The organism is Hyphomicrobium denitrificans ATCC 51888 (assembly GCF_000143145.1).
Classification (GTDB): Bacteria; Pseudomonadota; Alphaproteobacteria; order Rhizobiales; family Hyphomicrobiaceae; genus Hyphomicrobium_B; species Hyphomicrobium_B denitrificans.
The window spans coordinates 2,087,141-2,099,158 of the sequence record NC_014313.1; the positions used below are offsets into that span (position 1 = coordinate 2,087,141).

The 12,018-nt window shown below is 60.5% G+C and carries 13 protein-coding genes; 3 read left to right on the forward strand and 10 right to left on the reverse strand.

Going from position 1 to position 12,018, the window contains the following annotated elements; translation table 11 throughout:
- Positions 1 to 11 precede the first annotated feature (11 nt).
- The gene (locus tag HDEN_RS10055; protein ID WP_013215997.1) at positions 12 to 1,061 is read right to left on the reverse strand and encodes a helix-turn-helix transcriptional regulator; all 1,050 of its coding nucleotides are present in this window, start codon (positions 1,059 to 1,061) and stop codon (positions 12 to 14) included.
- Positions 1,062 to 1,251: 190 nt separating this feature from the next.
- On the opposite strand from HDEN_RS10055, the gene HDEN_RS10060 reads away from it, so the two are divergent.
- The 3 genes from HDEN_RS10060 (at position 1,252) to HDEN_RS10070 (ending at position 3,238) form a co-directional block, all read left to right on the forward strand.
- Positions 1,252 to 2,334 carry a DMT family transporter gene (locus HDEN_RS10060; RefSeq protein ID WP_013215998.1) on the forward strand — a complete coding sequence of 361 codons (1,083 nt, stop codon included), beginning with the start codon at positions 1,252 to 1,254 and terminating at the stop codon, positions 2,332 to 2,334.
- Positions 2,331 to 2,627, forward strand: coding sequence for a hypothetical protein (locus HDEN_RS10065; protein WP_013215999.1), 297 nt, complete (start codon positions 2,331 to 2,333; stop codon positions 2,625 to 2,627). The genes HDEN_RS10060 and HDEN_RS10065 overlap by 4 nt, the downstream gene beginning before the upstream one ends.
- A gap of 236 nt (positions 2,628 to 2,863) precedes the next feature.
- Positions 2,864 to 3,238 carry a PRC-barrel domain-containing protein gene (locus tag HDEN_RS10070; RefSeq protein ID WP_013216001.1) on the forward strand — a complete coding sequence of 125 codons (375 nt, stop codon included), beginning with the start codon at positions 2,864 to 2,866 and terminating at the stop codon, positions 3,236 to 3,238.
- Positions 3,239 to 3,333: 95 nt separating this feature from the next.
- On the opposite strand, the gene HDEN_RS10075 is transcribed toward HDEN_RS10070, so the two are convergent.
- From HDEN_RS10075 to ccoN, 9 genes are read right to left on the reverse strand one after another with little or no spacing between them, the layout of a single operon-like run.
- Positions 3,334 to 4,056, reverse strand: a complete 723-nt coding sequence (locus tag HDEN_RS10075) for a sulfite exporter TauE/SafE family protein (RefSeq protein WP_245256791.1) — start codon at positions 4,054 to 4,056, stop codon at positions 3,334 to 3,336.
- A complete protein-coding gene (gene ccoS, locus HDEN_RS10080; RefSeq protein ID WP_013216003.1) occupies positions 4,019 to 4,204 on the reverse strand; it encodes a cbb3-type cytochrome oxidase assembly protein CcoS in 186 nt (61 codons plus the stop codon). The genes HDEN_RS10075 and ccoS overlap by 38 nt, the downstream gene beginning before the upstream one ends.
- On the reverse strand, positions 4,201 to 6,396 hold the full coding sequence (locus HDEN_RS10085) for a heavy metal translocating P-type ATPase (protein ID WP_013216004.1): 2,196 nt from the start codon (positions 6,394 to 6,396) through the stop codon (positions 4,201 to 4,203). The genes ccoS and HDEN_RS10085 overlap by 4 nt, the downstream gene beginning before the upstream one ends.
- The gene (locus tag HDEN_RS10090; protein WP_013216005.1) at positions 6,381 to 6,872 is read right to left on the reverse strand and encodes a FixH family protein; all 492 of its coding nucleotides are present in this window, start codon (positions 6,870 to 6,872) and stop codon (positions 6,381 to 6,383) included. Before HDEN_RS10090 ends, HDEN_RS10085 begins: the two co-directional genes overlap by 16 nt.
- A complete protein-coding gene (ccoG, locus tag HDEN_RS10095; protein ID WP_013216006.1) occupies positions 6,869 to 8,353 on the reverse strand; it encodes a cytochrome c oxidase accessory protein CcoG in 1,485 nt (494 codons plus the stop codon). Before ccoG ends, HDEN_RS10090 begins: the two co-directional genes overlap by 4 nt.
- The gene (ccoP, locus tag HDEN_RS10100; RefSeq protein WP_013216007.1) at positions 8,350 to 9,270 is read right to left on the reverse strand and encodes a cytochrome-c oxidase, cbb3-type subunit III; all 921 of its coding nucleotides are present in this window, start codon (positions 9,268 to 9,270) and stop codon (positions 8,350 to 8,352) included. The genes ccoG and ccoP overlap by 4 nt, the downstream gene beginning before the upstream one ends.
- The gene (locus HDEN_RS10105; RefSeq protein ID WP_013216008.1) at positions 9,267 to 9,443 is read right to left on the reverse strand and encodes a cbb3-type cytochrome c oxidase subunit 3; all 177 of its coding nucleotides are present in this window, start codon (positions 9,441 to 9,443) and stop codon (positions 9,267 to 9,269) included. Before HDEN_RS10105 ends, ccoP begins: the two co-directional genes overlap by 4 nt.
- Positions 9,444 to 9,456: 13 nt before the next feature.
- A complete protein-coding gene (gene ccoO / locus HDEN_RS10110) occupies positions 9,457 to 10,194 on the reverse strand; it encodes a cytochrome-c oxidase, cbb3-type subunit II (protein ID WP_013216009.1) in 738 nt (245 codons plus the stop codon).
- A gap of 12 nt (positions 10,195 to 10,206) precedes the next feature.
- On the reverse strand, positions 10,207 to 11,805 hold the full coding sequence (ccoN, locus tag HDEN_RS10115) for a cytochrome-c oxidase, cbb3-type subunit I (protein WP_245256610.1): 1,599 nt from the start codon (positions 11,803 to 11,805) through the stop codon (positions 10,207 to 10,209).
- Between the last annotated feature and the right edge of the window lie 213 nt (positions 11,806 to 12,018).

Below are 12,018 nucleotides of genomic sequence, written 5' to 3' on the forward strand. Positions count from 1 at the left end.
TGCGGCGTCGATCACCTGAATATCGAGGTGAACTTGTTCACCAGCGCCCGCTCAGACGTGACATCGGCCTTGCGATAGATGCGCAAGCGGCAATTCTTGATCGTGCCTTTGCTTATTTCGAGCTTTTGCGCGATCTCGCCCGTGCTTTGCCCCATCATGATGAGCGCCAGTATTTCACGCTCTCGCCGTGTGAAGTCGCTGAGCGTGGCGGCAACCTGATCGACATGCTCGTGCTGGGTTTTCGCCGAGGCGTTCGGCTCCAGCGCGTAGATGCGTCCGCCCGGCGCGAGAGGAAAGTGGCGATCGAGCGCCTCGGATCGCAGAATGAAATTCCGCAGTTCGAACTTCTGCGCCGCCTTGCTTGCTCCTGCGTGCACGATCTCGTCGATCGCCGGGTCTTGTGCTGCGGCCTGAATCCAGGAGTCGCTCGCATAGACCTGCTCGTGAAAGCGGTCCTGAATGAGCATCGGACGTTTTATGAAGGCGTCCATACCAGACCGGTTGCTGTATTTGAGCTCGTTGAACAGCGAGCTTAGATGCGCATGGTGATAGCCGTCGAGCGCCGGAAAGATCAGCTCCGCCCTCGCGACGTCGGCAGCCGAGAACGTGCCCTTCTCGCGCACCAGGAATAACGCCAGGCAACAATGTCCGACCGTGGTGAAGAACATTGCGAGTTCGTCGGAAATGTTGGCGGCGGCGCCAAACATCTTCTCGTATATGATGAACTCGACATTCTCTGATTTGAGACGCGACAGCGTCAGAACGCCGGGTGCGCCGCGGGTTTTCCAATGGCTCGAATACGGATCGATCGTCGAGCATTCGCGCGTGTAGAGCTGCACGATCTCGTCGGGCACGTTGTGCGTATAAAGGACGTCGGGCGGCGCGAAGCGCGAGTAGCGCATGATCCAGCTGGAATCGTGCTGCATCGCAGAGCCGAATAGTTCAAGAAGCTCGCGGTGAAACGTGTCCTGACCGATCGACATCGCGACCCGGCCGGTGCGGTGAAACCATTCCTCGTCGGTCAGGCGTGTGACCGGTGTTGTCTTGGATTTGCCGCTCATGGTGCGAGGTCGACCGTCCGTCTCGGAGCATCAAAAGCCTGCCCCGCAAAGGTGACGCGCGGCGAATGATGCCAATTGGCACTATTGTCTGATCCTCGCCAGTAAAAACTAATCCGACCGATACGTTTGAAAGCCGGCGGCGTCGATTTTCGGCTGAACTTTGTGTGCTGCGCAGCGAAGGGACTTTCTGATGGCCACAGCCGAGACCGTTGACGGGCTCCGGACAGAAGCACTCAAGGCGCACTACGCGCGCTTGCAGCGTTGGGGGTTCGCCTGGGCGTTGTGGACAGCAGTGCTCTGGGGCGCCTGGTACGTGCCGGGGACTGCGCTCTGGTATGAGAAACCCTACGTCGATATCGCGGCCGACGACATGGGACTTCGCCTCGCTGCAACGGCGGTCATGACGTGGATTCACGCGATCATGATTTTCGGCTTTCTGCTGCTTTGGAACGGGGCGCTCGGGAAGATCCCGGATTACGGCCGCACGATCGTTCGCTTTCGCCGGATCTCGAAGTGGTACGCGCTCGCATCTCTCTGCGGAGGGCCGCTCGCGATATTCGGTTCCTACATGGCGATGGGCTTTGTCGGTCCGGTATTTGCGGCTGTGACCTCCCTCTTCTATCCTGTCATCGGCGCCGTCGTCGCGCGGCTGTGGTTCAAGGAAAAGATCACCGGGCGCGCTGCCCTCGGCATGGCGATCATCATCATGGGCGGCATCGCGATTTACGGGCCGGGCCTGTTCGGCGAACTCGACATTTCAAGCAACCATGCGTGGCTCGGCTATGTCGGCGGCATCATGTCGGCTATTGGCTGGGGACTGGAAGGCGCGGTTGCGGCTCGCGCGATCGACGTGTCCGACCCCGATGCCGGTATTCAATGCCGCTTCACGTTCGAGATCTTCTTCTGGGGACTTTTGATCCTGCCATTTCTGGCGCTGTTCACAGAGTATCCGATCGGAACCTTGATCGTCGATACGATGACGCACGGCAAAGCGGTGCTGTGGATCCTGCTTGCTGCCGCTTGTCACGCATATTGCTACACCTCGTTCTATAAAAGCTTCACTCTCATCGGCGTCGGGCGCGGCGAAGCGATCGGCAATCTCTATGCGATCTTCGCGCTCATCTTCATCGCCGCCTTCACGCTGCAGCTGCCGGAATGGTATTTCCTCATCGGCCTCGTACTGACAGTGCTCGGCAGTTTCGTCATGTTCAGCGAGCCCGCTGAATCCGTTGCTCAGCTTCGCGATATAGGCACAGGGGTGAGTACACCATGAAGCTGCATCAGAAGGGCTTCCTGCTGGTCGAGCTTAGCCGCTCCGCCAGCCTTTGGGACGAAGAACTGATCGCGAGGGCGCTTCGCGAATATGGTCTTTCGGGGGAATACTGGGAGAATAGCGTGCGCATTGCTCTCGACGAACTGGCTGCCGGCGGCCTGGTGGCACGGCTGCAATCGGATTTGAAAACCATTCGCGGCAAGCCGATGCTGACATTCCATTACGCCCTCACCGATTTCGGCAAGACGCGGATGAGAGACACGGGATTGCTGACGGAGGCTCGCACGTCATGAGCGCATTCTGGGGATACGCGGGCGCCGATTGGCTGGCCCTGATCATCATCGGAGCCGCAGCCGCCGGCTGCCTCGCTTGCGCGCTGCTGTTCGTCAAGCGCTACAGCGCATAAGCGCCATTAACTGCGCGGCGTTTACGGCTCACCAAACCCGGATGCGAGCGTTCACCAAAAGCATTGCGGGGAACCAATAGGGGCGTCAGGCGATTTGTATGCACCTGTGTAATGGAGGCATACATGACCCGTCTTTTCCTGAAGAGCCTTGCAGCGTCTGCGGTTCTTGCTGCAAGCGCAATCAGTGCGCCCGTGTTTGCAGCTGACAACATGCAAACGGCGGATGAATTCCGCACCAGCAAGCTTGTCGGCACGAAAGTTTACAACAGCACCAACGAGAATATCGGCAGCGTCGAAGATATCGTTCTCAAAGCCGATGGCTCGATGGACGAGGTCGTGCTGAGCGTCGGCGGCTTCCTCGGTCTGGGCGAAAAATACGTCTCGGTCCCGTTCAGCAATCTCAAGATCACGCGCGACGGGACGAGCCTGAAGATCGTCACCGACGGCACCAAGGATTCGCTGAAAGCATTGCCGGACTATCAGTTCTTCAAATCATAAGCGGCGCTGCGAACGACTCCCGTCGGGAAGCAATGAGGCGAGCGTGATCGAATTGATCGCGCTCGCTCTGTTTCCGATGATTGGAGAGCTTCAAGCTATTGAACGAGACACAGCAGATTGGCGAAATGCTGCGGAAAGTAGATGACCGCTACGCCGGCAGCTGCGAGCGCTAATCCTGCAAATGGTTTCCATCGCGTCCCGTCGGCACGCTGGCTGAGCCACGACAATCCAAGCGCCGACGCGATCACGGCAGGAACGGTTCCGATGCCGAAGCCCAGCATGAACGTCGCGCCTTGGACGCTCGTCTGGGTGAGCGAGGCGAGGAACGCCGCGCCGTAGACCATCGGACAGGCGTTCAGTCCCCAGACCACACCCATCGTCACCGGCGCAATGTAACGGGTCTGTCCGGCGGGCCGCAGAAGCGTGTTCGCGCGCGACGCGATGGCCTGCATGCCACTATCAATCAGTGCGAGCCGTGGCATCACTCCGGCGAGGACCATGCCCATCCAAAGCAGCGACACTGCCGTTGCCCATTGCAGAACGGCCGGATTGCTGAAAGGCGAGTTGGCAAGCACTGAGCCGCCGAGCAGGCCCGCGACGCCGCCGATCGCGGAATAGGTCGCGATGCGCCCGACTTGCATCAATGCGAGATTGAGGTTCCTATCGCCGGGCGACTTCGCTCCGAGCAGCATATTGGCGCCGCAGGCGATCCCGCCGCACATCGTGCTGCAATGGAATGCACTGGCGAGCCCCGCAGCTGCACCGCGAATGAAGTCCTGCTCAAGCATCGCCTGCCGGTCCTCGATGCGGCGGCGCATCGGCGACATCGTTATCGTCGCTGATAGCGCGCCAGCCGGCACCTTCGAGATCGTCGAACTGGCCGCTGCGGAGCGCCCAAAGGAAGCCTGCCAGGCCCATCATACCGAGCGTCAACGCAGCAGGAATGAGCCAAGCGAGCGCAGTCATTGCGATGTTCCGATCATTGGCAGATGCAGTTTCATCGAACGTAGCCGAAGCGCGTTGGCGGTCACCATAATGGATGAGCCGGACATGGCCAATGCCGCAATCAACGGCGTCACGTAACCCAACATCGCGAGCGGCACGAAAACGGAATTGTAAACGATCGCGATCGCAAAGTTCTGAAGCGCCAGACTGCGCGCGGCTTTGGCGATCGCCAGCGTCTCGATGACCGGCTGCAGCAGTTCGCCTTGAAAGACGGCGTCGGCGGCATTCTGGGCGATGTCGATGGCCGACGCGGGCGACAGCGAGGCATGTCCAGCGGCAAGTGCGGGCGCATCGTTGAGGCCGTCGCCGACCATCAGCGTCTTGTAGCCCTGCGCCTTCAACGCTTCGATCGTCTGCAGCTTCTGATCGGGGCGAACTTCGGCGGCCCAACCCTCGATGCCGCAAGCGACGGCTGTCTGCTCGACGGCATCGCGCCGGTCGCCCGACAGCACGCTGACCATGTATCCGGAGCGCTGCAGTTCAGAAACGCAGGCGTTCGCGTCCTTCCGCGGTTCATCGACGAAATCGAAGCCGACGGGCGGTTTGCCTGCGGCGCCGTACCAGATCGATGCCTGGCCAGCGCCGGCGCCAACCCAAGCGGCGGAGCCCACTTTTTCTTCGACACCGGCCGAGGTCGTGATGAGACCGGAACCGGCGACTTCCTGCACGTCGTCGACGGCTGGCGCGCGAATGCCCTGTTCGCGGGCCGCTTTCACGAGCGCCTGCGCGTAAGGATGCCTGCTTGCTCCGGCAATCGAGCCTGCACGTGCGAGCGCGACCGTATCGATGCTGCCGCTGGTCCAGAGGCGTAGCTCTCCGGTCGTCAGCGTGCCGGTCTTGTCGAAGATGACGCAATCGATTTCGGCGAGACGCTCGAGCCCATCGGGTGCCTTGACGATGACGCCCTTGCTGAACAACCTGCTCATCGCGGCGACCTGCACGGCGGGCACGGCCAGCGCCAACGCGCAGGGGCATGTGATGATCAGCACCGCGATCGCATAGGTCAGCGCCTGCTCCCACGGCGCGCCGATCAGCATCCAGACGACAAAGGTCGTCAAGCCGAGAACGTGCACGGCGGGTGCATAGAGGCGCGAGGCGCGATCCGCGAGACGCACGTAGCGGCCGCGGCTTTGCTCGGCGGCGAGCATCATGCGCCCGATTTCGCTCAGCAGCGTGTTTTCTTCGGCAGCCGTAATGCGCACGCGCAAGGCGCCGCCGCAGTTGACGGTTCCGGCATAGACGGAATCGCCAGCGCTAACGGCGCGCGGCCGTGTTTCGCCGCTGATCAGGCTCTCGTCGATTTCGCTCTGGCCGGAAATGATTTCGCCGTCGCCCGCAACGCGCTCGCCCGCCGCGACTGCGATGATCATGCCGGGCTTGAGTTTCGCCGCGGAAATGACCTTGGTCGTCTGATCGCTTTCGACGATCGTGGCGTCTTTTGCCCTGAGGCCCAGCAGGTTTTCGGCCGCGCCCCGCGCCTTCGTGCGCATGCGCTCGTCAAGGGCCCTGCCGATCAGCAGGAAAAACAGAAGCGTAACGGCGGCGTCGAAGTAGATCTGATCCGAATTCCGCATCGTCTGGAAGAGGCTCATGCCCGTCGCCAGCAGGACGCCGAGAGAGATCGGCACGTCCATGTTGAGACGCCGCGCCTTCAGCGCCGCAATCGCCGATCTGAAGAACGGCTGGCCCGCATAGCCGACGGCCGGTAGTGCGATGAGCGCCGACAGCCAGTGAAACAACTCGCGGACGGAGCTGTCCATGTCGCTCGCCTGGCCTGACCAGACCGAAACGGACAGCAGCATGATATTGGCGGCTGCAAATCCGGCAACGCCGACGCGCGGGACGAGTTCGCTGACGCGCGCCTTCTGTTCGGTTTCGGCATCGTCCGCGAGAAGTGCCGACGGATAACCGGCGCGCTCGAGCGCCGTCGTCAGGTCGACCGTGGAACTCAGTTCGGGATCGACGACCACCGACACGCGTTTGGTCGTCAGGTTGGCCCGTGCCGCTTCGACGCCCCGCAGTGTGCGCAGCGCATTTTCAACCGAGCGGAGGCAATTCCCGCAAACAATGGTCGGCACCGAGAGGACGACCGTCTGACGTGACGTTGCCTTTGGTTCGTGCGTTACGACCGGGGCATCTAGGGCTGCTTCCATATCCGGGCCCTCGATCTGTAAACGATCTTGCCGTTATCCGATGCGTTGACCGACAGCGTCCACGCGCCCTCCGACAATCCGGCGATTTCGGCGCCGTAGGTGCCGTTGCCCAAGGGCTCGAACGCGAAGCTACGGTCGAAAATGTCGGTCGCCGCGCGGCCGATGTCAGCCTGCAGGTTGAGGCCGTCGACCGGCGTCTTGTTTTCATCGGTGACGGTAATCGAAAGGCGCCCCGTGGCGGAATCGAACGACCGGCTTTCGTGCCACCCGCGCTTATCCTGCAGGGCTTCTTCTTCGAGCGTATGGTTGTAGGCCAAGCCCTTGCGATAAGCGTCGGCCGTGTCGCCGCTGAATGTCGAAACCGCCTTCGTGATCATGATGACATCGACGGCAGTGACGATCAGAAAGAAGCCGACGAGGGCGGCAAGCACGTGCCAGCCGCGAATCGTACCTTTCTCTGACACCGCAGCGCTCATGACGGGCTCCTAAAGGTTGTCGTGCGTGACGTCGAGTGTCCGTTCGAAACTTCGTCGAGTTCGATCTTCACGGGTTCCGCATCGGACTTCAGGTCTTTCTTCTTGTCGCCGGGGAGCAACAGGAAAACCTTCACCGCCCGCACTTCCGACGGCCCCACTTCTATAGTCGGATCGATGCCGTCGAACTCGACGAATTTGGGCTGCAGTCCAGGCACGCCGCTGAAGCGCAGCTTGAATTGACGCGTATGCTCGATCTTGTTCGCAATCTTCACCGTGTAGCCGTTGCGCACGCCGCCGTCGCTCAAAACGACAAACAGCGGATTGCGATCCTGGATGACGCTCAGCTCGAAATCGGCGCGATTGAGAAGCGACCAGCCCATCAGAGACGCGACGAGCGTGATCATAATCGTATAAAGGATGGTGCGTGGGCGAATGATGCGCCAGCCCTCGCGCGGTGCGGTCGTGGCGTTGGAGAGGTTGCCGATCGTCGTGTAGGCGATCAAGTCACGCGGCCGTTCCACGCGATCCATGATCTCGTTGCAGGCGTCGATGCACAGCGCGCACTGGATGCATTCGAGCTGCGATCCATCGCGGATGTCGATGCCCATCGGGCAAACGGCGACGCATGCGCGGCAATCTATGCAATCGCCGCGATCGTCCCAAGTCGTGCCCTTCTTATGGGCAGCGCGCGGCTCTCCGCGAAGATCGCGATACGAGATCAGGAGCGAGTCGTGATCGACCATCGCGCCCTGGATGCGCGGCCACGGGCACATATAGATGCAGACCTGCTCGCGCGCGAGGCCGCCAAGCAGATAGGTCGTGAGCGCGAAGAGCCCGAGAAACACGTAGGCGACGACGGGCGCCGTTCCGTGCAGCAGTTCGACGCCCAGCGTCGGCGCATCGCGGAAATAGAAAACGAGCGCGCCGCCCGTCGCGAGCGAGATCAGCACCCACGACAGATGTGTGACCGTTTTCTTCCAGATCTTTTCGAACGTCCAGCCCTGACCATCAAGACGCAACTGCGCGTTGCGATCGCCCTGCCAGAAGCGTTCGACTGCGATCATGAGATCGGTCCAGACGGTCTGCGGACAGGCGTATCCGCACCACATGCGACCGGCGATCGATGTCACGAGGAACAGACTGAGCGCACCGAGGACGAGCAGCCCGGTGACGTAGTAGAATTCCTGCGCCCAGATTTCGATCGGCCCGAACAAGAGACGCTGATTGGCAAAGTCGAACAGAATGGCCTGATCCGGCAATCCCTCGCCACGGTTCCAGCGCAGCCACGGCACGATGTAGTAGATGCCGAGCGTGATCGCCATCACCACCCATTTGACATTTCGGAACGTCCCGCGCGCAAGCTTGGGGTAGATCTTTTTGCGTGAGACGTAATCCGAATGCGCCGGCGTGGTAGGGGACGGCGCAGAGTGAGCGCTATCCCCTCCGATCAGAAATTTGTTCGGTTTGCTCGTCGTCGTCATTGGGCTTTTTCTGGCACCGTTGCGGCCGGAGCGCTCGCCGCTTCGGCTTGCCCTCCACCGAGAGAATACACGAAAAGCGTCAGCATTTTAACTGCGACTGGATCGAGACGCTCCAACCATGCCGGCATGATGCCGCCGCGTCCCGTGCGAACGCTCTGCATGACGGCTTCCTGCGAGCTGCCGTAGAGCCAGATGGCATCCGTCAAGTTGGGGGCGCCCATGTCCTGATTGCCCTTGCCCTGCTCACCGTGGCAGGCGGCGCAGTTGTCGGCATAGATTTGCGAGCCTCGCTTGGCCGCCTCGGCATCGACGTCGAGATGCGCGAACGAGCGAACGAAGTTTGCGACGTCGCTGATCTGCGCATTATCGAGGATCTTGTCGGTTCCGAAATGCGGCATCGCCGTATCGTGCGCCTTCGGGTTTCCGTTTCTGATGCCGTAGGAGATGGTCTCGTGAATCTGATCGAGATTTCCGCCCCATAGCCAATCGTCATCATTCAGGTTGGGATATCCGATGCCGCCCTGAGCACCACGACCGTGGCAACCGGCGCAGTTTTCACCGAAAAGCGCTGCGCCGCCGGCGATCGAGAACTGAAAGAGTTCTTCATTCTTGCGGATGTCGGCAAGCGGAAGCTCCGCGATCTGCGTGCGATATTTCGCCTGCCCCGCCTTCCATTCGTCGATCTCATTCTGCACTTGCGTGCGCTGGCTGAACCCCAGCACGCCCATCGTGTAGCTGTTGACCAGCGGCCAGGCCGGATACACGATCCAATAGCCGATGGACCAGAGTATGCAGGCGTAGAACGTGTAGAGCCACCACTTCGGTAGCGGCTTGTTCAGTTCGCAGATGTCGCCGTCCCAGACGTGGCCGGTCGTTTCGACACCCGTCACTTCATCGATTTTTTTGTGATGGCTCATTGCTTATCCCAATCGGCAGGTGGCGCATCGTCACGAAGAGGCATAGCGGACGCCTCGACGAATTTAGCTTTGTTGCTTCTGCGAAAAGCGTAGATGTACGCGGCGATCATGATGCCCATGAACAATGCGAGCGACGCGATCTGCGTAACGACTTGTATGTCTTCGTAAGGCACGGCCTAATCTCCCCTATCGCAGGTTGGGACCGCTGGCGTCGAACTTGGTGAAGTCGACGAGCGTGCCGAGCATCTGCAGGTAGGCGATGACGGCATCGAGTTCCGTCGGAGGGACGTTCTCTCCCGCCGCCTGGCCATCGAACTTACGCACCTGCGCCTTCGGATAGCGCGCCAGCAGAGCCTTGGCCTCCTTCGTGTCCGGCGAGATTTGCGCAACGACGTCCTTGTCGGCGTTGGCGATCATCTCTTCGGTGTAAGGCACGCCTATCGTCTGCAGGGTTTTCATGCGCCGCGAAATATTCGACGTATCGAGCAGCGTCTGATCGAGGAACGGGTAGCCCGGCATGATGGACGCCGGCACCACCGAGCGCGGATCGCGCATGTGCTCGACGTGCCAGGCATCCGAATACTTGCCGCCGACGCGAGCAAGATCCGGACCCGTGCGCTTCGACCCCCACTGGAACGGATGATCGTACATACTTTCCGCGGCCAGCGAGTAATGACCATAGCGTTCGACCTCGTCGCGGAGCGAACGGATCATCTGGCTATGGCAATTGTAGCAGCCCTCGCGCACGTAGATGTCACGTCCGGCAAGCTCGAGAGGCGAGTACGGGCGCATGCCCTGCACTTTCTCGATTGTCGATTTGACGTAGAACAGCGGTGCGATTTCGACGATGCCGCCGATCGACACGACAATCAGCGCGCCGATCAGAAGAATAATCGAGTTTCGCTCGAAGATAGCGTGGTTCACGATTATCGCTCCTTATTCGGCTGGCATTGCGATGGCGCCGGGGCGCAGTTCCGGTGCTGCGGCGACCGCGGGCTGATCCCGTACGTCGACCGACACGTCGCTGCGAATGGTGCGCCAGATGTTGTAGGCCATGATCAACCCGCCGAGCAGGAACAGGACGCCGCCTGTCGCACGGATGACGTAAGGCCAATGCAGCGCCTCGACTGTTTCAATGAACGAATACTTGAGGAAGCCGAGGCGGTCGTATGCACGCCACATCAGCCCCTGCGTGATGCCCGCCACCCACATCGACGAGATGTAGAGAACGATGCCGATCATCGCGAGCCAGAAGTGCCACTCGACAAGCTTCTGCGAGTAGAGACCCTTGCGCTTCCAAAGCCACGGAACGAGGCAGTAGACGGCACCGAACGAGATCATGCCGACCCATCCCAGCGCGCCCGAGTGCACGTGCCCGATCGTCCAGTCGGTGTAGTGCGAGAGCGAGTTGACCTCTTTGATGGACATCAGCGGTCCTTCGAACGTCGACATGCCGTAGAAGGCGACACTGACGACGAGCAGCCGGATGACCGGGTCGGTTCTGAGCTTATCCCATGCACCCGAGAGCGTCATGAGACCGTTGATCATGCCACCCCATGACGGCATCCACAGCATGATCGAGAACGTCATGCCGAGCGTCTGCGTCCATTCCGGCAGAGCGGTGTAGTGGAGATGGTGCGGACCGGCCCAGATGTAGAGGAAGATCAGCGACCAGAAGTGCACGATCGACAGGCGGTACGAGTACACGGGGCGCTCGGCGCGCTTCGGAATGAAGTAGTACATGATGCCGAGGAAGCCGGCCGTCAGGAAGAAGCCGACGGCGTTATGCCCGTACCACCATTGCGTCATCGCACCTTGGACGCCGGGGAACAGCGGGTAGCTCAGCGTTCCGAGAAACGATACCGGCAGCGCGAGGTTGTTGACCACATGCAGCATCGCGACAGTGACGATGAAGCCGAGGAAGAACCAGTTCGCGACGTAGATGTGCGGTTCCTGGCGGCCTCTGAGCGTGCCGAGGAACACAAGAAGATAGGTGACCCACACGAGCGTCAGCAGGATATCCGCATACCACTCGGGCTCTGCGTATTCCTTGCTTTGCGTTACGCCCATCAAATAGCCGGTCGCGGCGATGACGATAAAGAGCTGGTATCCCCAAACGACGAACCACGGCGCCCATTTGCCCGGCATTCGCGCCTGGCTCGTGCGCTGGACCACGTAAAGCGATGTCGCGATGAGCGCGTTGCCGCCGAATGCAAAAACGACGGCTGAGGTGTGGACCGGGCGCAGGCGGCCGAAGTTGGTCCACGGCAGGTCAAGATTGAGAGCCGGGAACGCGAGCTGCCAAGCGAGAATGTCGCCGACAAGAAAGCCGGCGACGCCCCAGAACACGCACGCGATTGTCGCGACGCGAATTGGGCCATCGAAATAGCCGGAACGCTTCTCTTCTCTGAGATTGGTCGGATGGGTTGCGACATATAAACCAGCCGCGACGCCAGCAACCAATAAAAGCAGTCCCTGAAATCGGAGTATTTCCTCCTCTCCAGCGACCGCGAAGATCAGACCAATTACGCCCATTATGACTGCGCTAATCAGCGCCAGCGAGTCGCTTAATCCTGAGCGCTCGTCCAATACATCTTGCAAAGCTGCCTCCCGATCCCACCAGGGAAGCCGCACACTCGGATGATGAACAGTTAGCAACCTTGATTTAAGTCAAGTGCGTCACTGGGGCTCGCGCGGTGATTGTCTTCGACTTTCGCCCAATCCGAAATGTTGTAAGGGACCTGCGAC

What these genes read in the sequence shown, in the direction of transcription:
- HDEN_RS10055 (WP_013215997.1), bottom strand. Translation starts at nt 1,061, where the DNA reads ATGAGCGGCAAATCCAAGACAACACCGGTCACACGCCTGACCGACGAG.
- HDEN_RS10060 (WP_013215998.1), top strand. Translation starts at nt 1,252, where the DNA reads ATGGCCACAGCCGAGACCGTTGACGGGCTCCGGACAGAAGCACTCAAG.
- HDEN_RS10065 (WP_013215999.1), top strand. Translation starts at nt 2,331, where the DNA reads ATGAAGCTGCATCAGAAGGGCTTCCTGCTGGTCGAGCTTAGCCGCTCC.
- HDEN_RS10070 (WP_013216001.1), top strand. Translation starts at nt 2,864, where the DNA reads ATGACCCGTCTTTTCCTGAAGAGCCTTGCAGCGTCTGCGGTTCTTGCT.
- HDEN_RS10075 (WP_245256791.1), bottom strand. Translation starts at nt 4,056, where the DNA reads ATGCGCCGCCGCATCGAGGACCGGCAGGCGATGCTTGAGCAGGACTTC.
- ccoS (WP_013216003.1), bottom strand. Translation starts at nt 4,204, where the DNA reads ATGACTGCGCTCGCTTGGCTCATTCCTGCTGCGTTGACGCTCGGTATG.
- HDEN_RS10085 (WP_013216004.1), bottom strand. Translation starts at nt 6,396, where the DNA reads ATGGAAGCAGCCCTAGATGCCCCGGTCGTAACGCACGAACCAAAGGCA.
- HDEN_RS10090 (WP_013216005.1), bottom strand. Translation starts at nt 6,872, where the DNA reads ATGAGCGCTGCGGTGTCAGAGAAAGGTACGATTCGCGGCTGGCACGTG.
- ccoG (WP_013216006.1), bottom strand. Translation starts at nt 8,353, where the DNA reads ATGACGACGACGAGCAAACCGAACAAATTTCTGATCGGAGGGGATAGC.
- ccoP (WP_013216007.1), bottom strand. Translation starts at nt 9,270, where the DNA reads ATGAGCCATCACAAAAAAATCGATGAAGTGACGGGTGTCGAAACGACC.
- ccoN (WP_245256610.1), bottom strand. Translation starts at nt 11,805, where the DNA reads ATGGGCGTAATTGGTCTGATCTTCGCGGTCGCTGGAGAGGAGGAAATA.